The organism is Rathayibacter sp. AY2B3 (assembly GCF_002931755.1).
Taxonomy (GTDB): domain Bacteria; phylum Actinomycetota; class Actinomycetes; order Actinomycetales; family Microbacteriaceae; genus Rathayibacter.
Genome location: NZ_PSUG01000018.1, coordinates 35,316 through 54,286 on the forward strand (window position 1 = coordinate 35,316; position 18,971 = coordinate 54,286).

Below are 18,971 nucleotides of genomic sequence, written 5' to 3' on the forward strand. Positions count from 1 at the left end.
GACTAGAGCGTGAAGCCCCGGTCGTTCGGACCGACCGGCGCGGGCAGCTGGGTCGTGCCCTCGAGGTAGCGGTCGACCTCGGCCGCGACGGAGCGGCCCTCGGCGATCGCCCAGACGATCAGGGACTGGCCCCGCCCGGCGTCTCCGGCCACGAAGACCCCGGGGACGCTGGTCTCGAAGGCGTCGCCGCGCGCGACGTTGCCGCGCTCGGTGAAGGGGACCTCGAGCTGGCGGCCGAGGTGGTCCGACTCCGGACCGGTGAAGCCGAGCGCCAGGAGGACCAGGTCCGCCGGGATCTCGCGCTCGGTGCCCGCCTTGGGGACGCGGCGTCCGTCGAGGTACTCGGTCTCGGCCACGCGCACCGCGCGGACCTCGCCGCCCTCGTTCGCGAGGAACTCCACGGTCGACGCGAGGAACATCCGCTCCCCGCCCTCCTCGTGAGCGCTCGAGACCTCGAACACGGTCGGGTCCATCGGCCAGGGCTGGCTGTCCGGGCGCTGCGACGGCGGCTGCTGCCCGATCGCCAGGTTCGTGACCGAGGCGGCCTTCTGGCGATGGGCGGTGCCGATGCAGTCCGCTCCGGTGTCGCCTCCACCCAGGACGACGACGTGCTTGCCCTCGGCCGAGATCTGCTCGAAGACGCGGTCGCCCGCGATCGCGTGGTTCGACTGCACGAGGTACTCCATGGCGAAGTGCACGCCGTCGAGGTCGCGACCCGGGATCGGCAGGTCGCGCGGCACGAGGGCGCCGGTGGCGACGACGACCGCGTCGTAGCGCGCCCGCAGGTCGTCCCAGGTGATGTCGGAGCCGATGTCGACGCCCGCGCGGAAGCGGGTGCCCTCGGCCTTCATCTGGTTCAGGCGCAGCTCGAGGTGCTTCTTCTCCATTTTGAAGTCCGGGATCCCGTAGCGCAGGAGGCCGCCGATGCGGTCGTCGCGCTCGTAGACCGCGACGGTGTGCCCGGCGCGGGTGAGCTGCTGCGCGGCGGCGAGCCCCGCGGGTCCGGAGCCGACGACCGCGACGGTCTTGCCGGTCAGGCGCTCCGGCGGGTGCGGCTGCACCCAGTCGTTGCCGAACGCCTGATCGATGATCGAGACCTCGATCTGCTTGATCGTGACGGCCGGCTGGTTGATGCCGAGCACGCAGGACGACTCGCACGGCGCCGGGCAGAGCCGGCCCGTGAACTCCGGGAAGTTGTTCGTCGCGTGCAGGCGCTCGATCGCCTGGCGACCCTCGCCGCGCCACATCAGGTCGTTCCACTCGGGGATCAGGTTCCCCAGCGGGCAGCCCTTGTGGCAGAACGGGATGCCGCAGTCCATGCAGCGGCCCGCCTGCCGGCGCAGCACGGCGGAGTCGCCCTGCTCGTAGACCTCTTTCCAGTCCATCAGGCGGACGGACACGGGACGCCGCTTGGGCAGCTCCCGGTCCTGCACCTTCAGGAACCCCTTGGGATCAGCCACCGGTCACCTCCAGAATCCGTCCCCAGACGACGTCGCCGTCGGGGTCGAGCCCCTCCTCCACAGCGGATGCGCGCGTCGCGAGCACCGCGGCGAAGTCGCGGGGCAGTACCTTGACGAAACGCGAGACCGTTCCGTCGAAATCGTCGAGCATCCCCTGGGCCAGGGTCGACTCGGTCTCCGCGACGTGCCGCTCGAGCAGGTCGCGCAGGATCTCCACATCGGCGCTGCCGAGCTCGGAGAGGGTCAGCTCGCCGGAGGCGATCGCGTCGCGGTTCACGAGCTCGCGGCGCAGGCCGTGGATGTAGGCGGTGCCGCCGGACATGCCTGCGCCGAGGTTGCGCCCGGTCTCGCCGAGGATCACGGCCAGACCGCCCGTCATGTACTCCAGCGCGTGGTCGCCCACTCCCTCGACCACGGCGGTGGCGCCGGAGTTGCGGACCAGGAAGCGCTCGCCGACCATCCCGCGGATGAACATGGTGCCCTGGGTCGCCCCGTAGCCGATCACGTTGCCCGCGATCACGTTCGTCGAGGCGTCGAAGGTGCTGCGGCGATCCGGCCGCACCACGATCTGGCCGCCCGAGAGGCCCTTGCCGACGTAGTCGTTGGAGTCGCCCTCGAGCCGCAGCGTGATGCCGGCGGGAAGGAAGGCTCCGAGCGACTGCCCGGCCGAGCCGCGGAGCGACACGACGATGGAGTCGGCCGGCAGGCCGTTCTCGCCGAAGCGGACCGTGACCTCGTGGCCGAGCATGGTGCCGACGGCGCGCTCGGTGTTCTTGATCTCGCGCTCGATCCGGACGGTGCCGCGGTGGTCGAGCACGTTCGCCGCGACGCGGATCAGCTCGTTGTCGAAGTGGCGCTCGAGCTCGTGCTCCTGCGCGCGGCCGTGGCGGCGCGGCTCCTCGGCCGTGAAGACCGGTCCGACGAGGATCGGCGTCAGGTCGAGCCCGCTCGCCTTCCAGTGCTCGATCGCCCGGTCGACGTCGAGCAGCTCGCGGTGGCCGACGATCTCGTCGACGCTCCGGAAGCCGAGCTTCGCGAGGTACTCGCGCACCTCCTGGGCGATGAACTCGAAGAAGTTGACGACGAACTCGGGCTTGCCGGAGAACCGCTGGCGCAGCTCCGGGTTCTGCGTCGCGACGCCCACCGGGCACGTGTCGAGGTGGCAGACGCGCATCATGATGCAGCCCTCGACGATCAGCGGAGCCGTCGCGAAGCCGAACTCCTCGGCTCCGAGCAGCGCGCCGATGACGACGTCGCGGCCGGTCTTCATCTGGCCGTCCACCTGCACGACCACGCGGTCGCGCATGCCGTTGAGCATCAGCGTCTGCTGGGTCTCGGCCAGGCCGAGCTCCCAGGGCGTGCCCGCGTGCTTGAGCGAGTTCACCGGGCTCGCACCGGTGCCGCCGTCGTGACCCGAGACGAGGATCACATCGGCGAGGGCCTTCGCGGTGCCGGCGGCGACCGCTCCGATGCCCGACTGGCTGACCAGCTTCGCGTGGATGCGCGCCGACGGGTTCGCCCGCTTGAGATCGAAGATCAGCTGCTTCAGGTCCTCGATCGAGTAGATGTCGTGGTGGGGCGGCGGCGAGATCAGGCCGACGCCGGCGGTCGCGTGCCGGGTGCGCGCGATCCACGGGTAGACCTTCGTGGGCGGCAGCTGACCGCCCTCGCCGGGCTTGGCGCCCTGAGCGAGTTTGATCTGGATGTCGTCGGCGTGGGTGAGGTACATGCTCGTGACGCCGAAGCGACCCGACGCGACCTGCTTGATCGCGGAGCGGCGCTCGGGGTCGAGCAGCCGCTCGGTGTCCTCGCCGCCCTCTCCGGTGTTCGACTTGGCGCCGAGGCGGTTCATCGCGATGGCGAGGGTCTCGTGCGCCTCCGGCGAGATGGAGCCGTAGCTCATCGCGCCCGTCGAGAAGCGCTTGACGATCGCCTCGACCGGCTCGACCTCGTCGATCGGGATCGGGGTGCGTCCCGCGGTGTCGAGCGTGAACATGCCGCGGAGGGTCATCAGCGAGCTCGCCTGGTCGTCGACCATCTTCGTGTACTCGCGGAAGACGTCGTAGCGGCGGTTACGCGTCGAGTGCTGCAGGCGGAACACCGTGTCCGGGTTGAACAGGTGGGGGGCGCCGTCGCGGCGCCACTGGTACTCGCCGCCGACCGCCAGGCGCTCGTGGGCGACGATCGCGCCGTCCTCGGGGTACGCGGCGCGGTGGCGCGCGGCGTTCTCCTCGGCGACGACGTCGATGCCGATGCCGCCGAGCTTCGAGACGGTGCCGGTGAAGTACTGGTCGACGAACACCTGGCTGAGGCCGACGGCCTCGAAGGTCTGCGCGCCGGCGTAGCTCGACACGGTGGAGATCCCCATCTTGGACATGATCTTCAGCACGCCCTTGCCGAGCGCCTTGATCACGTTCTTCACGGCCTTCTCCGGCGAGACGTCCGACAGCATGCCGCTGCGGACCAGGTCCTCGCAGGTCTCCATCGCCAGGTACGGGTTGACCGCGGAGGCGCCGTAGCCGATCAGCGTCGCCACGTGGTGCACCTCGCGGACGTCGCCCGCCTCGACCACGAGCCCCACGCGCATCCGGTTCTCGGTGCGGATGAGGTGGTGGTGCACGGCGGCGAGCATCAGCAGCGACGGGATCGGCGCGAGGTCCTTGGTGGAGTCGCGGTCCGAGAGCACCAGGAACTGGGCTCCCGCGGCGATGGCCTCGTCGGCCTCGTCGCACATCTCGTCGATGCGGTCCTGCATCGCCCGGGGTCCCGCGTCGACGCGGTAGAGGCCGCGGATCGTCGTGGTGATGTGGCTCAGCGGGCGCGGCGCGATGTGCTGGATCTTCGCGAGCTCGTCGTTGTCGATGACCGGGAAGTCGAGGACCACCTGGCGTGCGTGCTCGGCGCCGGCGGTCAGCAGGTTCCGCTCGGGGCCGAGCCCCAGGCGGAGCGAGGTCACGACCTCCTCGCGGATCGAGTCCAGCGGCGGGTTCGTCACTTGCGCGAAGGCCTGCGTGAAGTAGTCGAAGAGCAGGCGGGGTCGCTTCGACAGCACGGCCACGGGGGTGTCCGAGCCCATCGCTCCGAGCGGCTCTGCACCGGCGCGCGCCATCGGCAGCAGGAGGAGACGGACCTCCTCCTCCGTGTAGCCGAAGGTGCGCTGGCGGCGGTTGACCGACGCCGGCGTGTGCACGATGTGCTCGCGCTCGGGGAGGTCCTTGAGGTTGATGCGGCCCTTCTCGAGCCACTCCTCGAACGGACCGGAGGCGGCGAGCTGCCCCTTGATCTCCTCGTCCTCGACGATGCGGCCCTGCTCGGTGTCGACGAGGAACATGCGTCCGGGCTGGAGGCGTCCCTTGCGGACCACCTTCGCGGGGTCGATGTCGAGCACGCCGATCTCGCTGGCCAGCACCACGAGCCCGTCGTCGGTGACGACGTAGCGGCCGGGGCGCAGGCCGTTGCGGTCGAGGGTGGCGCCGACGAGCTCGCCGTCGGTGAAGACGATCGCGGCCGGGCCGTCCCACGGCTCCATGAGCATCGAGTGGTACTCGTAGAACGCGCGCCGCTTCGGGTCGAGCGCGCCGTCCTGGTTCTCCCAGGCCTCCGGGACCATCATCATGACCGCGTGCGGGAGCGACCGGCCGGCCAGGTTGAGCAGCTCGACGGTCTCGTCGAACGAGGCGGAGTCGCTGCGGCCGGGCGAGACGATCGGGAACAGCGGAGCCAGGTCGCCCAGCTCGCGGCTCTTCAGCTGCGACTGGCGTGCGCGCATCCAGTTGCGGTTGCCCTGCACCGTGTTGATCTCGCCGTTGTGCGCGATCATCCGGAACGGCTGAGCGAGCGGCCACGACGGGAAGGTGTTGGTGGAGTAGCGGGAGTGCACCAGCGCGAGCTTCGAGGCGAAGCGCTCGTCGGACAGGTCCGGGTAGAACGGCTCCAGCTGGAGCGTCGTCACCATGCCCTTGTACACGAGCGTCCGGCTCGAGAGCGACATGAAGTAGACCTCGAGCTCGCGCTCGACGCGCTTGCGCAGGCGGAAGGTCAGGCGGTCGAGGCGGATGGAGGAGAGGGGCGTGCCGCTCTCGTCGGTCAGCTCGCTCCGGATGAACAGCTGCTCGATCGCCGGCATGGCGGCCCGGGCGAGCGTGCCGATCTCGTCGGGCTGCACGGGCACGGAGCGCCAGCCGACCACGGCGAGGTTCTCCTCGCGGGCGATGTCGGCGATCGTCGACTTGACCCGCTCGCGTTCGAACACGTCCACCGGGAGGAAGGCGTTGCCGACCGCGTACTGGCCCAGCGGTGGGAGCTCGAAGGGAGCGACCGCGCGGAGGAACTCGTCCGGGATCTGCGTGATGATGCCCGCGCCGTCGCCCGTTCCGGCGTCGGAACCGACCGCGCCGCGGTGCTCGAGGTTGCGCAGCGCGTTCAGCGCGGCGTCGATGATGTCGTGGCCGGCGGTGCCGCGCATGGTGGCGACCATCGCGAGACCGCACGCGTCCTTCTCGGCGGCCGGGTCGTACATCCCCTGCGCCGGCGGCATGCCCAGGAAGGGCACGGCGCGGGCCGGGGTCGAGGGCTGGGCGGAGGCCATGGGAACCGTCCTCACGGGGGTGATGGCTGATCGGGACGTCGCTGGCCCGCGGTGGTGGAGGAGGGGCGGCTCCCCGATCGGGAGGGCCGCAGGGTTCTGCCGCGGCGCGAGCGTCGCGCGCCGTCGGCGGTGCCTGCACGACGACCCGCCCGCGGCAGCGCTCGTGGCTGCGCCGCGATGGGGCGGTCGTGGAGGTGTCGGGCACCCGGGTGGCTGTCGCGGAGGCTCCGCGACCTCCGTCAGGTGCGGGAGACCGTCGGCTTCTCGGCGTCGGTGCCGGAAGCAGGGGTGGTGGTGTCGTCGGAGTCGGACTCGACGTCCTCGAATTCTACCGCAGCCGGGGCGGGCGTCCACTCGCGACCCGGGCGGTAGGCCGAGGGCTCGGCACCGGGGTGCTCCCGCTTCTGGATCACCACGAGGACCAGGCCGACGACCACGGCGATGAGCGCGGCCCAGACGTTCGTGCGGATGCCCCAGAAGAACTCGCTCGGATCGATCCGGATGGACTCGAACCAGACGCGTCCGATCCCGTACCAGATCAGGTACGCGGCGAAGACGGTCCCCCACTGCAGCTTCAGACGGCGCTCGAGCAGGAGGATGACCGCGATGCCCACCACGTTCCACAGGATCTCGTAGAGGAAGGTCGGGTGGAAGAGCGTGCCCGCCGGGAGGCCGACGGGGAAGGCGGGGTTGGTGGTCTCGATCTCGAGGCCCCAGGGCAGGGTCGTGGGCAGGCCGAAGAGCTCGTGGTTGAACCAGTTGCCCAGGCGCCCGAGCGCCTGCGCGGCGAGCATGCCCGGCGCGAGGGCGTCGGCGAAGGTCCAGAAGCGCACTCCTGTCCAGCGGCAGCCGATGAACGCGCCGACCGCGCCTCCGATCAGGCCGCCGAAGATGGCGTTGCCGCCGTTCCAGATGCGGACGACCTCCCACGGGTCGGCGCCGTCGTAGAAGTAGTCGCCGGGGTGGGTGAGCACGTGGTAGGCGCGGGCGCCGACGATGCCCAGCGGCACCGCCCAGATGATGATGTCGAGGACGACCCACGGCTCGGCGCCGCGGCGCTTGAGGCGCTGGTTCGTCATGATCGTCGCCACGATGATCCCCGCGAGGATGCAGAGCGCGTAGGTGTGGATCGCGAGCGTGAAGGTGCCGATCGTGAGGTCGTACTGACTCCACGCGTCGGGGGGGCTCGGAATGCTCAGCGGTACGGACACCGGTACTCGACCTTTCGAAGGAGGGGGTCCCCCGGGCACGGCTCGGCCGCGCCCCGGTGGGCATCCCGATTGTAGCGGGAGGGTGTCAGCGCGCGGAGCGCAGGCGGGTGCCCTCGGCGAGGCCGCGGGAGGTCTCGGCGACCGCGTCGACACCGCCGGACGCCAGGGCGCGCACGAGAGCGGAGCCGACGATCGCGCCGTCCGCGTAGGCGAGGATCTCGGCGACCTGCTCGCCGGTCGAGATGCCCAGGCCGACGCACGCGCTCTCGGAGCCGGCGGCGCGGAGGCGGTCGACCAGGGTGCGGGCCGCGGAGTCGACGTCGGTGCGCGCGCCGGTGATGCCCATCGTCGAGACCGCGTAGACGAATCCGCGGCTCGAGTCGACGGCCTGACGCAGGCGCGTGTCCGTCGAGGACGGTGCCGCGAGGAACACGCGGTCGAGTCCGAGCCGCTCGGAGACGGCGAGCCACTCGGCGCCCTCGTCCGGGATCAGGTCGGGCGTGATGAGGCCGGACCCGCCGGCCTCGGCCAGATCGGTGGCGAATCGCTCGACCCCGTACTGCAGGACCGGGTTGTAGTAGGTCATCACCAGGACCGGCACGTCGACGCGCGCCCGGATCTCACGGACCGCCTCGAAGCCGTGGCGGAGGCGGAAGCCGCCCGCGATGGCGGCCTGGGTCGCCTCCTGGATGACGGGACCGTCCATCACCGGGTCGGAGTACGGCAGGCCCAGTTCGATCGCGTCGACGCCGTTCTCGGCCATGGCCACGGCGGCGTCGATGCTGGTCGGCAGGTCCGGGAAGCCGACGGGGAGGTAGCCGATCAGGGCGCCCGCCGCCTCCTCGTTCCGGCGCCGGACGGTCTCGGCGACGCTCGGTCCGCGGCCGCTCACGACTGCACCGCGCCCTGGTCCATGAGGCCGAAGTAGTGCGCCGCCGTCGTCATGTCCTTATCGCCGCGGCCGGAGAGGTTCACCAGGATGGTGGCCTCGGGGCCGAGCTCGCGCCCGAGCTCCAGCGTGCCGGCCAGCGCGTGCGCGGACTCGATCGCCGGGATGATCCCCTCGGTGCGGCTGAGGAGCATGAGCGCGTCCATCGCCGCCGAGTCGGTGACCGCGCGGTAGTCGGCGCGGCCGATGCTCGAGAGCCACGCGTGCTCCGGGCCGATTCCCGGGTAGTCGAGGCCGGCCGAGATCGAGTGCGACTCGACGGTCTGGCCGTCCTCGTCCTGGAGGAGGAAGCTGCGGGCGCCGTGCAGGACGCCGGGGCGGCCCTTGCTGATGGTCGCCGCATGGCGGGGCGTCTCGATCCCGTCGCCGCCGGCCTCGAAGCCGACGAGGCGGACCTCGGGGTCGTCGAGGAAGGCGTGGAAGATCCCCATCGCGTTGGAGCCGCCGCCGACGCAGGCGGTGACCGCGGTGGGCAGCGAGCCGGTGAGCTCGAGGACCTGCTCGCGCGCCTCCTCGCCGATGATCTTCTGGAAGTCGCGGACGAGGGCCGGGAACGGGTGCGGGCCCGCGACGGTGCCGAAGATGTAGTTCGTGGTGCCGACGTTCGTGACCCAGTCGCGCATCGCGTCGTTGATCGCGTCCTTGAGGGTGCGCGAGCCGGTCGTCACGGGGATGACCTCGGCGCCGAGCAGGCGCATGCGGGCGACGTTGAGGGCCTGGCGCTCGGTGTCGACCTCGCCCATGTAGACCACGCAGTCGAGGCCGAACAGGGCGGCGGCCGTGGCGGTCGCGACGCCGTGCTGGCCCGCTCCCGTCTCGGCGATGACGCGGGTCTTGCCGATCCGCTTGGTGAGCAGCGCCTGGCCCAGCACGTTGTTGATCTTGTGCGAGCCGGTGTGGTTGAGGTCCTCGCGCTTGAGGATGATCCGCGCACCGCCGGCGTGCTCGGCGAACCGCGGCACCTCGGTGATGATCGACGGACGGCCGGTGTAGCTGCGGTGCAGCTCCATCAGCTCGGCGGCGAACGCGGGGTCGACCTTCGTGCGCTCGTACTCGGCGCTCAGCTCGTCGAGGGCCTCGACGAGGGACTCGGGGACGTAGCGTCCGCCGAACTCGCCGAAGTAGGGGCCGAGTTCATCCCGGAGTGCCATGGGGGTACCGCCTATCGGTGTGGTCAGTGCGCCAGGAAGCCGGCGAGGGTGGAGACGGGGTCGCCGCCGGTGACGAGAGCCTCGCCCACGAGGACGACGTCCGCTCCGGAGCCGCGGTAGTGCGCGACGTCGTCGGCGGTGAGGACGGCCGACTCGGCCACCTTCACCGCGTCGTCAGGGAAGCGCTCGGAGAGGCGGCCGAAGAGGTCGCGGTCGAGCTGGAAGGTGGAGAGGTCGCGGGCGTTCACGCCGATGAGCCGTGCGCCGAGGTCCGCGGCCCGGTCGAGCTCATCGGCCGAGTGCGTCTCGACGAGCGGGGTCATCCCCAGCTCGAGGACGAGGGCGTGCAGCTCGACGAGCAGGGGCTGCTCGAGCGCGGCGACGATGAGGAGGACCAGGTCGGCTCCGGCCGCGCGGGCCTCGAGGACCTGGTACGGCTCGGCGACGAAGTCCTTGCGCAGGACGGGGATCGACACGCGCTCCCGGACCGCCTCGAGGTCCGCGAGGGACCCCTTGAAGCGGCGCTCCTCGGTGAGGACGCTGATCGCGCTCGCTCCCCCGAGCTCGTACTGCCCGGCCAGCTCGGCGGGGACGGGGATGTCGGCGAGGGCTCCGCGCGACGGGCTGGCGCGCTTGACCTCGGCGATGATCCTGACGCGCTCGGCGGGGGCCAGTGCGGCCAGGGCGTCGAGGGCGGGCGCCTGGGCGAGCGCACGGCGCTCGACGGCCTCGAGAGGAGCGCTCTCGCGGCGCCGGGCCGCGTCGGCCAGGGCGCCGGCGGTGAGGTCGGCGAGCACCTAGGCGCGCGCCTTCGGGTTCGCCTTCGCGCCGTCGACGCCGTAGCCCGCCTTGGCCATGCCCATGCCGACGAGCAGGCCCACCACGACCAGGCCGGCCGAGAGCCAGACCACCAGGGGCACGTCGAACCAGAACGCGATCGTGCCGATCGTGAATCCGACCAGCATGATGACGACGGCCGTCCACGCTGCCGGCGAGTGGCCGTGGTTGTCGTCGTCGTGCTCGGTGCTCATGGGTCTCCTCCTGGGGGTGCATCGGGACCAGAGCAGTCTAGCGTGAGGCGCCTGGGCACCCGGCCCCGGACTCGCCCCGAGGAGCCCCCCAGGAGGCCGGGATCCCGGACCGCAGGACGCGCCCCGGCCGGGGTCAGCGGCCGGAGGTGGGGTCGCCGCCGCGGGAGAGCTCGTCCCACGAGACGACCGGATCGATGTCGCCGTCGTCCGTCTGCACGGTCGTCGCGCCGTGGCCGTAGCCGTCGGCGGGCTCGAAGCGGGACGCGCGCTTCTTCGCCGCCCCCGGCCAGCGGCGCGAGGTCGCGAGGACGCCGATCCCGAGCAGCGCCGTGAGCACGCCGCAGACCAGGGCGACGACGGGCCAGACCGTCGCGGAGGACGAGGCCACCAGCGCCGCGACGGACTGCTCCCCCGCGATGGCGGTCGCCTCCGTGACCAGCGCGGCCCCGGCGCGCACGGGATCGCCCAGCGCCGTCGCGGCCGCGAGCACCACCGAGGCGCCGAGGACGGCCTGGAGCAGTCCGAGCACGATCCGGAAGACGGGACCGGCGATGGCCAGGGCCGCAGCGAGGGCGAGGCCCGCGAGCGCCAGAGCGGAGAGCGCGGGCGCGGCGACGGTCCCGGCCACGTCGATCCGCTGGCCCTCCCCCTCGATCGCGGCCAGGGTCAGCGTGGACCAGGTCTGCGTGGAGGAGGTCAGCTCGAGCGCGGCGAGCAGCACGACCCCGAGGATCGCGGTGTACTTCAGCCGCCGTCCGCTCATGCTCGATCCGCCGGGCCGACGCCTGTGAACGGGACGAGGGGATCGACGTCGAAGCAGGCGTGCTCGCCCGTGTGGCAGGCGGCGCCGATCTGCTCGACCTGCACCAGCAGGGTGTCGGCGTCGCAGTCGAGGGCGGCACCCCGCACGTACTGCGCGTGACCGGACGTGTCGCCCTTCCGCCAGTACTCCTGACGCGAGCGCGACCAGAAGGTGACGCGGCCCTCAGTGAGGGTCCGCCGGAGCGCCTCGCGGTCCATCCAACCCATCATGAGCACCTCGCGGGTGTCGTGCTGCTGGATGATCGCGGGCAGGAGCCCGGTCGGATCGAAGGCGGCGCGGTCCAGCACGGCGTCGAGCTCGGCGGGGGTCATCGGATCTCGATCCCGGAGGCGGCGAGCGCGCGCTTGACGTCGCCGATCGTCAGCTCGCGGTTGTGGAAGACGGAGGCGGCGAGCACGGCGTCGGCTCCCGCGTCGACGGCCGGGGCGAAGTGCTCGACGGCGCCGGCGCCTCCGGACGCGATCACCGGCACGGAGCTCAGCTCGCGCATCGCGGCGATCAGCTCGAGGTCGAAGCCCTGCTTGGTGCCGTCGGCGTCGATGGAGTTGACCAGCAGCTCCCCGGCGCCGCGCTCGACGGCCTCGGCCGCCCAGGCCAGGGCGTCGAGCTCGGTCTCGCGGCGGCCGCCGTGGGTGGTGACGACGAAGCCGGACGCCGTGGCGTCGCTCCGCTTGACGTCGAGCGAGAGCACGAGCACCTGAGCGCCGAAGACGTCGGCGATCTCGCCGAGGAGCTCGGGCCGGGCGATCGCGGCCGAGTTGACGCCCACCTTGTCGGCGCCGTGCGCGAGCAGTCGCGAGACGTCCTCGGCGCTGCGCACGCCTCCGCCGACCGTGAGCGGGATGAAGACCTGCTCGGCCGTCGCCCTCACCACGTCGTAGGTGGTCGAGCGGTCGTCGACCGTGGCGGTGACGTCGAGGAAGGTCAGCTCGTCGGCGCCCTGCTCGAAGTAGAGGCGGGCGAGCTCGACGGGGTCGCCCGCGTCGCGCAGGTTCTGGAAGTTGACGCCCTTCACGACGCGGCCGGCGGCGACGTCGAGGCAGGGGATGACGCGGACGGCGAGACTCATCGGCTCCCCCTCTACAGGCGCGCGGCGTGGATGGAGGTGACCAGGATCGCGCGGGCGCCCAGGTCGTACAGGCGGTCCATCACCTGGTTCATGTCCGAGCGGGGCACCATCACACGGACGGCGACCCACTCGGCGTCGTGCAGCGGTGACACCGTCGGCGACTCGAAGCCCGGCGCGATCGCCGTGGCGCTCTCGAGGAGCGCGACGGGGCAGTCGTAGTCGAGCAGCACGTACTCGCGGGCGACCAGCACGCCCTGCAGGCGGCGCAGCAGCACCGGGATGCCCTCGGGCTCTCCCGCGGCGGAGACGAGGACGGCGGTCGAGTCCAGGATGACCGGGCCGAAGATCTCGAGGCCGGCCTTGCGGAGCGTGGTGCCGGTCTCGACGACGTCGGCGATGACGTCGGCGACGCCGAGCTGGATCGCGGACTCGACCGCGCCGTCGAGGCGGATCAGCGTCACCTCGACGCCGTGCTCCCGGAGGAAGCGGCCCACGAGCCCCGGGTAGCTGGTCGCCACGCGGAGGCCGTCGATCTGCGCGAGCTCGTCGTAGCGGCCGGCGGGCCCGGCGAAGCGGAAGGTGGAGTTCGCGAAGCCGAGGCTCGCGATCTCGCGCGCCTCGGAGCCGGAGTCGATCAGGAGGTCGCGGCCGGTGACCCCGACGTCGAGAGCGCCGGAGCCGACGTAGGTGGCGATGTCGCGGGGGCGCAGGTAGAAGAACTCCACCCCGTTGCGCTCGTCGACGACGTGCAGCTCCTTCGGGTCGCGACGGCCGGTGTAGCCCGCTTCCGCGAGCATCTGACCGGCGGTCTCCGAGAGGGAGCCCTTGTTGGGGACGGCGACGCGCAGGAGCGCCGGGGCGGGGGTGGTGGTCACGGGACGTCCTTCATGACTCGACGGCTGTTCAGGGGGCGGCACGGCTCCTCGGGGAGCGTGCGGGCGCGACGGCGCGGAGCGGAGGCGCACCCCGGCGAGCGGGGCGGGGCTCACAGATGCCGGTAGACGTCGGCCGTCGTCAGTCCTTTGGCGAGCATGAGCACCTGGAGGTGGTACAGCAGCTGCGAGATCTCCTCGGCGGTGCGCTCATCGCCCTCGTACTCGGCGGCCATCCACACCTCGGCGGCCTCCTCGACGATCTTCTTGCCGATGAAGTGCACGCCGGCGTCGAGCTCGCGGACGGTGCCCGAACCCTCGGGACGGGCGGCGGCCTTCTCGCCCAGCTCAGCGAAGAGGTCGTCGAAAGTTTTCACCGGGGAAGTCTATACGGCGGGCGGGCCGCAGCCGCGTGGGGGCTGCGGTGCAGGGCGGACGTGCGCGGACGTCGCTCCCCCGCGATCCGCCGGTGATGGTGCGATTCGCAGGGGACGGTAACGTCTGCAGGAGGTCGTGCCGTCTGCAGGGGTTCTTGCCGTGTGCAGGCGACCCTGCCGTCTGCAGGGGTTCGTGCCGTGTGCAGGCGACCCTGCCGTGTGCAGGGGCCGTGTGCAGGGGATTCGCGCTCTCGCGCGGCTCGCAAGCGGCAGGACCGGCGATCGGGCCCGAGGATCCTGCAGATCGCACAGAGTCCTGCAGACGGCACGGGAGCCTGCAGATCGCACGGGAGCCTGCAGATCGCACAGGGGCCTGCAGTCCGCACGACCTCCGGCCCGCGCCCCCCGGCCCCCGCGCGCCGCCTCAGTGCCGGTGCAGGTGCGCGGTCGCCGTCTCGCGCAGCGACGCGATCGCGGCCTCCGGGTCGTCCGCGCCGAAGACCGCGGAGCCCGCGACGAAGGTGTCGGCCCCCGCCTCCGCTGCGATCTCGATCGTCCCGGGTGCGATCCCGCCGTCGACCTGGAGCCAGACGTCGAGCCCGGTGCGGTCCACCACGTCCCGGAGCGTGCGCAGCTTGGGCATCGTCTCCTCCATGAAGGACTGTCCCCCGAAGCCGGGCTCGACCGTCATCACGAGGACCTGGTCGAACTCGGGCAGGAGGTCGAGGTACTCGTCCACCATCGTGCCCGGCTTGAGCGCGATCCCCGCCCGCGATCCGATCTCGCGCAGGCGCCTCGCGAGGGCCACGGCGTCGCGCGCGGCCTCGGCGTGGAAGGTCACGGAGTAGGCGCCGGTCTCGGCGTAGTCGGGGGCCCAGCGGTCGGGGTCCTCGATCATCAGGTGCAGATCGAGCGGTCGGGGCGAGACCTCCTGGAGGCGCTGGACCATGGTCAGCCCGAAGGTGAGGTTCGGCACGAAGTGGTTGTCCATCACGTCGACGTGCACGAGGTCGGCTCCGGCGATGCGCTGCAGCTCGGCCTCGAAGTTCACGAAGTCGGCGGAGAGGATGCTGGGGTTGATCCGTGCGGGCATGCCTCCAGCCTAGATCGGAGCGTCCTCCGCGACCGCCCGGCCGCGCGCGCTCCCGCTCCGGACGTCAGGCGTCCGGCGACGCCGACTCGAGGGGCCGGCGGCGGAGGAGCTGCACGAACATGGCGTCGGTGCCGTGCCGATGCGGCCAGAGCTGCACGTGGAGGGGCCCGTCCGGCAGCGGGAGCGGGTCCGCCGTCACCCCGCGCAGCACGGCCGGCGTGTCGACGAGCTCGAGCTCGTGCCGCTCCTGCGCCAGGGCGAGCACTCGCCGGGTCTCGCCGAGGTGCGGCGAGCAGGTCACGTAGGCCAGCAGCCCGTCGGGAGCGAGAGCCCGCACCGCGGAGTCCAGCAGCTCGCCCTGGAGGGCGGCCAGCGGCTCCACGTCGGCCGCGGACTTGCGCCAGCGCGCCTCGGGCCGCCGCCGCAGCGCGCCGAGACCGGTGCAGGGCGCGTCGAGGAGGATGCGGTCGAACAATCCCGGCTGCTCGTCGCCCAGGTCGCGCCCGTCGCCTGTGCGCACCTCGACCGACGGATCGACGGCGGCCAGCGCCTGCCGCACCAGGCCCGCGCGGCCCGGGACCACCTCGTTCGCGAGCAGAGACGCCCCTCCCGTGCGCGCCTCCGCCGCGAGCAGCGCCGCCTTGCCGCCGGGTCCCGCGCACAGGTCGAGCCAGCGCTCGCCCGGGCGGACCGGCCGTGCCCGGGAGAGTGCCAGAGCGGCGAGCTGGGAGCCCTCGTCCTGCACTCGCACGCGGCCCTCGTGCACCGCGGGGAACGCCTCCGGGTCGCCGCCGGTGCTGGTCATGCCGACCGGCGAGAACCGGTCGGGCTCGGCGTCGGCGATCTCGCCGGGAGACGCCAGGCCCGGCAGAGCGACCAGGTTCACGCGCGGAGCCGCGTTGTCGGCGTCGAGCAGCGCGTCGAGCTCATCGGCCGCCCCCTCCGCCGCCAGCGCCCGTCGCAGGGCGCGCACGATCCACACGGGGTGCGAGCTCAGCGCGGCGATCCGGTCGTCCCCGGAGACCGCGGCGACGGAGACCCGCTCCCGCCAGTCGACGGCGCTGGAGCGGGAGACCGTGCGCAGCACGGCGTTGGCGAAGGCGACCGCTCCCCGCGAGGAGCCGGCCGCGACGAGCGCGACGCTCTCGTTCACCGCGGCGTGCGGGGCCACGCGGGTCGCGAGGAGCTGGTGCACGCCCAGGCGCATCGCGTCGAGCACCGGCGCGTCGATGCTCTCGACGGACCGGCCGGCCGCGAGGGCGATCACGCGGTCGTAGTAGCCGGACATCCGCAGGGTGCCGTAGCAGAGCTCGGTGGCCAGTCCCGCGTCGGCGGGCGAGAGGCCGGCGGCGCTGATCCGCGCCGGCAGGACCAGGTTCGCATAGGCGTCCGACCCGCTCACCGCGAGCAGGACGTCGTAGGCGACCCGGCGGGCGGGAGCGGCCTCGCGCCGGGCGCTCACGCGAGCACCGTGCTCTCGCGCAGACCGCGGGCCCAAGCCGCGCCGGCCATCGGGTTCTTGCCGGCGGGCTGGACGCTGACGAGCTCGACCGCTCCGTCCGCGGTGCCGACGAGGGCGCGCCCCGAGTCGAGGCGGACGACGCCCGGAGCGAGGTCGCCCTCCGCCGCGCGGACCGCGAGCACCTTGAGGCGGGCGTCGCCCACCGCGGTCGAGGCTCCGGGCTCGGGAGTCGTTCCGCGCACGAGCGCGAGGACCCGCGCGGTGGGGAGCGTCCAGTCGATCCGGCCGTCGGCCGCGTCGAGCTTGGGAGCGGGGGTCGGCTCTCCGGCCTGCGGAGTCGCGACGGCCGTGCCCTCCTCCAGCGCGTCGACCACGCCGAGGGTGAGGCCGGCGCCGCTCCCGGCCAGCTCCGCCAGCAGCTCGCCCGCGGTGCGCTCCCCCGCGTCGACGGCGAGCTCGGCGTAGACGTCGCCCGCGTCGAGCTCGGCGACCAGCTGGAAGACGCTCGCACCGATCCGCGTGTCGCCGGCCATCAGGGCCCGCTGGACGGGGGCCGCCCCGCGCCAGCGCGGCAGCAGGGAGAAGTGCAGGTTGATCCAGCCCAGGCGCGGCACCGCCAGCAGGCGCTGCCGGACGAGGCCGCCGTAGGCCACGATCACGCCGAGATCGGGGGCGAGCCCCGCGATCCGGTCCGTCACGTCCTCGTCGAGGCGGTTCGCCCGGATCACCGGGATCCCCAGCTCCTCGGCCGCGACGGCGACCGGCGAGGGGGTGAGCACGCGCTTGCGGCCCACCGGGGCGTCCTCCCGGGTGACCACGGCGGCGACCTCGTGCGCGGAGGCGGCGAGGTCGCGGAGGGTCGGGACGGCGGCGGCGGGCGTGCCGGCGAAGACGAGGCGCACGGGGGTCTCCTGGGGAGTCAGAGGATGTCGGGGTCGTCGAAACGGACCCGGAGCCGGGGGGCCGGCCGGAAGCGGCCGGGCGTGGTCGGCGGGCGACGGCGGCGCGTGGCGTTGCGGATCACGGCGGAGCGGAGGCGGGCGGCCACCTCCGCACCGCGAGCGTAGTCGAACCGCACGATCGCCCGGACGGAGCCGTCCTCGAGCCCGACCGGACCGAGCACCTCGTGCCGGTCGTCCTCGTCGAGCGCATCGAGCGCCTCCTCCACCGCGTGCGCGTCACCGCTCACCGTCGCCAGGCGCACCGCGGGCGGGAACCGCAGAGCGCGCCGCTCCTGCAGCTCGGCCCGGAGGTACTCGGCCTGCCGCCAGGTCGCCAGGGCGGTCGCGAGCCGGCCGCCGACCCCGACCAGGAGCACCGGGGCGCCCGGGCGGGCCAGCGCCGCGGCGTTCGACCAGGTGCGGAGCGCGTCGTCGGCGACCCGCAGGCTCTCGCGAGCCAGCATGCGCTCGCCGTCCAGCAGCAGGACGGCGTGGTAACCGCCGTCGGCCCGCGGCTCCGCTCCGCGCGTGGCCACGACGAGCGCGGGCTCGTCGGGGAGGGTGAGCACAGGGCGCTGCCCGTCGGCGACGATCACTGTGGCTCCCGGGAAGGCGCGCCCGAGCTCCTCCGCGGTGCGGCCGGCGCCGAGGGAGACGAGGCGCAGAGCCGTCGCCTCGCAGACGGAGCAGGTCCAGTCGGCCGCGATCAGGCCGCACCAGCCGCAGCTCGGCCGCCCGCCCTCGGAGTGCACGCCGAGCGGACCCTGGCAGCGGTTGCAGCGCGCGACGGTCCGGCAGCGGGCGCAGGCGACCACGGGCGCGTAGCCGGGGCGCGCGACCTGCACCAGCACCGGGCCGGAGTCGAGGGCCTTCCGCGCCTCCCGCCAGGCGGAGGAGGGGATGCGCGCGGCCGCGTCGTGCTCGTCGGCCGCCCACTGCTGCGCCGTCGGCACGACGTGCGGGCGGCGGCTCGGCCGCGGCTCCACCTCGGTCGCGAAGCCGATCTCGACGAGCCGCTCGACCTCGACCGTGCGCGTGTTGCCGAGCAGGACGAGGCCGGCGCCGCTCTGCTCCTGCCGCACCAGGGCGACGTCGCGGGCGTGCGCGTAGGGTGCGAGCGGCTCGGCGAAGAGGGGATCCCCGTCGTCCCAGAGCGCGATCAGGCCGAGGGCGGAGGAGGGCGCGTAGAGGACGGAGCGGTTGCCGACGACGACCCGCGGCCCGGGATCGAGGCAGCGGACGAAGGCGGAGTACCGCTCGGCGCCCTTCTGCCGCGCATCGAGGCGCACCACCGCCTCCGCGGGGACGAGGGCGGCGAGTGCGAGCTCCAGCTGCTCCTGGTCGCGGTAGTCGGGGACGGCCAGGATCGCGTCGCGGCCCGCGGCGAGCGTCTCCCGGGCGAGCTCGGCGAGCGTGACGGCCCAGCCGCCGACCCAGGCGCCCGAGGCGAGCCTCACGGGAGCCGGCACGGCCCCGACCGCCAGGCGGGCCCCCTCGGCCAGCCCGGCGAAGGAGGCGTCGGGGTAGCCCGTCACGCCGCCCGCCTCGACCGCGGGCGCCGCAGGAGCGGGACCCGCGGCGAGGCGCGCCTTCTCCACGCGGACGTGGCGGCGCGGCACGGCCAGGCGCAGCACGTCGCTCGCGCCGCCGGAGGCGCGGTCGGCCACTCGGCGGGCCAGGGCCCAGACCTCCGGAGTCAGCACGACGAGCGGCGAGACCAGCTCCTCGATGCCGCTGAGCGCTCCGGCGTGCTCGGTCCCCTCCCCCGTCTCGACGACGAACGCGTCGGCGATCCGGCCCCCGGTGCGCAACGGCACGCGCACGCGCACGCCGGGGACCACCCCGCCGCGCAGCGCCTCCGGCACCGCGTAGTCCAGGAGCCGGTCGAGCTGCGGGAGGGGCGAGTCCAGGAGCACGCGCGCGACGGCTCCGCTCGTCGCCATC

General features: G+C 73.1%; 16 protein-coding genes. All 16 read right to left on the reverse strand.

What is annotated here, in order from left to right:
- Positions 1-2 precede the first annotated feature (2 nt).
- Entirely contained in the window at positions 3-1,460 is a 1,458-nt protein-coding gene (locus C5C24_RS07880) for a glutamate synthase subunit beta (protein ID WP_104304699.1), read from the reverse strand.
- Positions 1,453-6,048 carry a glutamate synthase large subunit gene (gene gltB, locus C5C24_RS07885; protein WP_104304700.1) on the reverse strand — a complete coding sequence of 1,532 codons (4,596 nt, stop codon included), beginning with the start codon at positions 6,046-6,048 and terminating at the stop codon, positions 1,453-1,455. The genes C5C24_RS07880 and gltB overlap by 8 nt, the downstream gene beginning before the upstream one ends.
- A gap of 239 nt (positions 6,049-6,287) precedes the next feature.
- Complete coding sequence (gene lgt / locus C5C24_RS07890; RefSeq protein ID WP_258065093.1) at positions 6,288-7,259, reverse strand: prolipoprotein diacylglyceryl transferase; 972 nt, start codon at positions 7,257-7,259, stop codon at positions 6,288-6,290.
- Positions 7,260-7,344: 85 nt separating this feature from the next.
- The gene (gene trpA / locus C5C24_RS07895) at positions 7,345-8,151 is read right to left on the reverse strand and encodes a tryptophan synthase subunit alpha (protein ID WP_104232657.1); all 807 of its coding nucleotides are present in this window, start codon (positions 8,149-8,151) and stop codon (positions 7,345-7,347) included.
- Positions 8,148-9,359 carry a tryptophan synthase subunit beta gene (gene trpB / locus C5C24_RS07900; RefSeq protein ID WP_104225310.1) on the reverse strand — a complete coding sequence of 404 codons (1,212 nt, stop codon included), beginning with the start codon at positions 9,357-9,359 and terminating at the stop codon, positions 8,148-8,150. Before trpB ends, trpA begins: the two co-directional genes overlap by 4 nt.
- A gap of 23 nt (positions 9,360-9,382) precedes the next feature.
- Positions 9,383-10,156, reverse strand: a complete 774-nt coding sequence (gene trpC / locus C5C24_RS07905; RefSeq protein ID WP_104275569.1) for an indole-3-glycerol phosphate synthase TrpC — start codon at positions 10,154-10,156, stop codon at positions 9,383-9,385.
- Entirely contained in the window at positions 10,157-10,390 is a 234-nt protein-coding gene (locus C5C24_RS07910) for a DUF6704 family protein (RefSeq protein ID WP_104275568.1), read from the reverse strand.
- Between the two features lie 133 nt (positions 10,391-10,523).
- Positions 10,524-11,153, reverse strand: a complete 630-nt coding sequence (locus tag C5C24_RS07915) for a Trp biosynthesis-associated membrane protein (RefSeq protein WP_104304701.1) — start codon at positions 11,151-11,153, stop codon at positions 10,524-10,526.
- Positions 11,150-11,524, reverse strand: coding sequence for a phosphoribosyl-AMP cyclohydrolase (hisI, locus tag C5C24_RS07920; protein WP_104304702.1), 375 nt, complete (start codon positions 11,522-11,524; stop codon positions 11,150-11,152). The genes C5C24_RS07915 and hisI overlap by 4 nt, the downstream gene beginning before the upstream one ends.
- Positions 11,521-12,282 carry an imidazole glycerol phosphate synthase subunit HisF gene (hisF, locus tag C5C24_RS07925; RefSeq protein WP_104221853.1) on the reverse strand — a complete coding sequence of 254 codons (762 nt, stop codon included), beginning with the start codon at positions 12,280-12,282 and terminating at the stop codon, positions 11,521-11,523. Before hisF ends, hisI begins: the two co-directional genes overlap by 4 nt.
- An 11-nt stretch (positions 12,283-12,293) precedes the next feature.
- Positions 12,294-13,157 carry an ATP phosphoribosyltransferase gene (gene hisG, locus C5C24_RS07930; RefSeq protein WP_104221851.1) on the reverse strand — a complete coding sequence of 288 codons (864 nt, stop codon included), beginning with the start codon at positions 13,155-13,157 and terminating at the stop codon, positions 12,294-12,296.
- A gap of 110 nt (positions 13,158-13,267) precedes the next feature.
- Positions 13,268-13,531 carry a phosphoribosyl-ATP diphosphatase gene (locus C5C24_RS07935; RefSeq protein WP_055791842.1) on the reverse strand — a complete coding sequence of 88 codons (264 nt, stop codon included), beginning with the start codon at positions 13,529-13,531 and terminating at the stop codon, positions 13,268-13,270.
- A gap of 424 nt (positions 13,532-13,955) precedes the next feature.
- On the reverse strand, positions 13,956-14,624 hold the full coding sequence (gene rpe / locus C5C24_RS07940) for a ribulose-phosphate 3-epimerase (protein WP_104304703.1): 669 nt from the start codon (positions 14,622-14,624) through the stop codon (positions 13,956-13,958).
- A gap of 64 nt (positions 14,625-14,688) precedes the next feature.
- Positions 14,689-16,086 (reverse strand): RsmB/NOP family class I SAM-dependent RNA methyltransferase, encoded by a 1,398-nt coding sequence (locus C5C24_RS07945; RefSeq protein ID WP_258065094.1) that lies wholly within the window; start codon positions 16,084-16,086, stop codon positions 14,689-14,691.
- A complete protein-coding gene (locus C5C24_RS18410) occupies positions 16,083-16,988 on the reverse strand; it encodes a methionyl-tRNA formyltransferase (protein WP_104277690.1) in 906 nt (301 codons plus the stop codon). Before C5C24_RS18410 ends, C5C24_RS07945 begins: the two co-directional genes overlap by 4 nt.
- A gap of 17 nt (positions 16,989-17,005) precedes the next feature.
- Complete coding sequence (locus C5C24_RS07955; RefSeq protein WP_104304705.1) at positions 17,006-18,970, reverse strand: hypothetical protein; 1,965 nt, start codon at positions 18,968-18,970, stop codon at positions 17,006-17,008.
- Position 18,971: the final 1 nt, after the last annotated feature.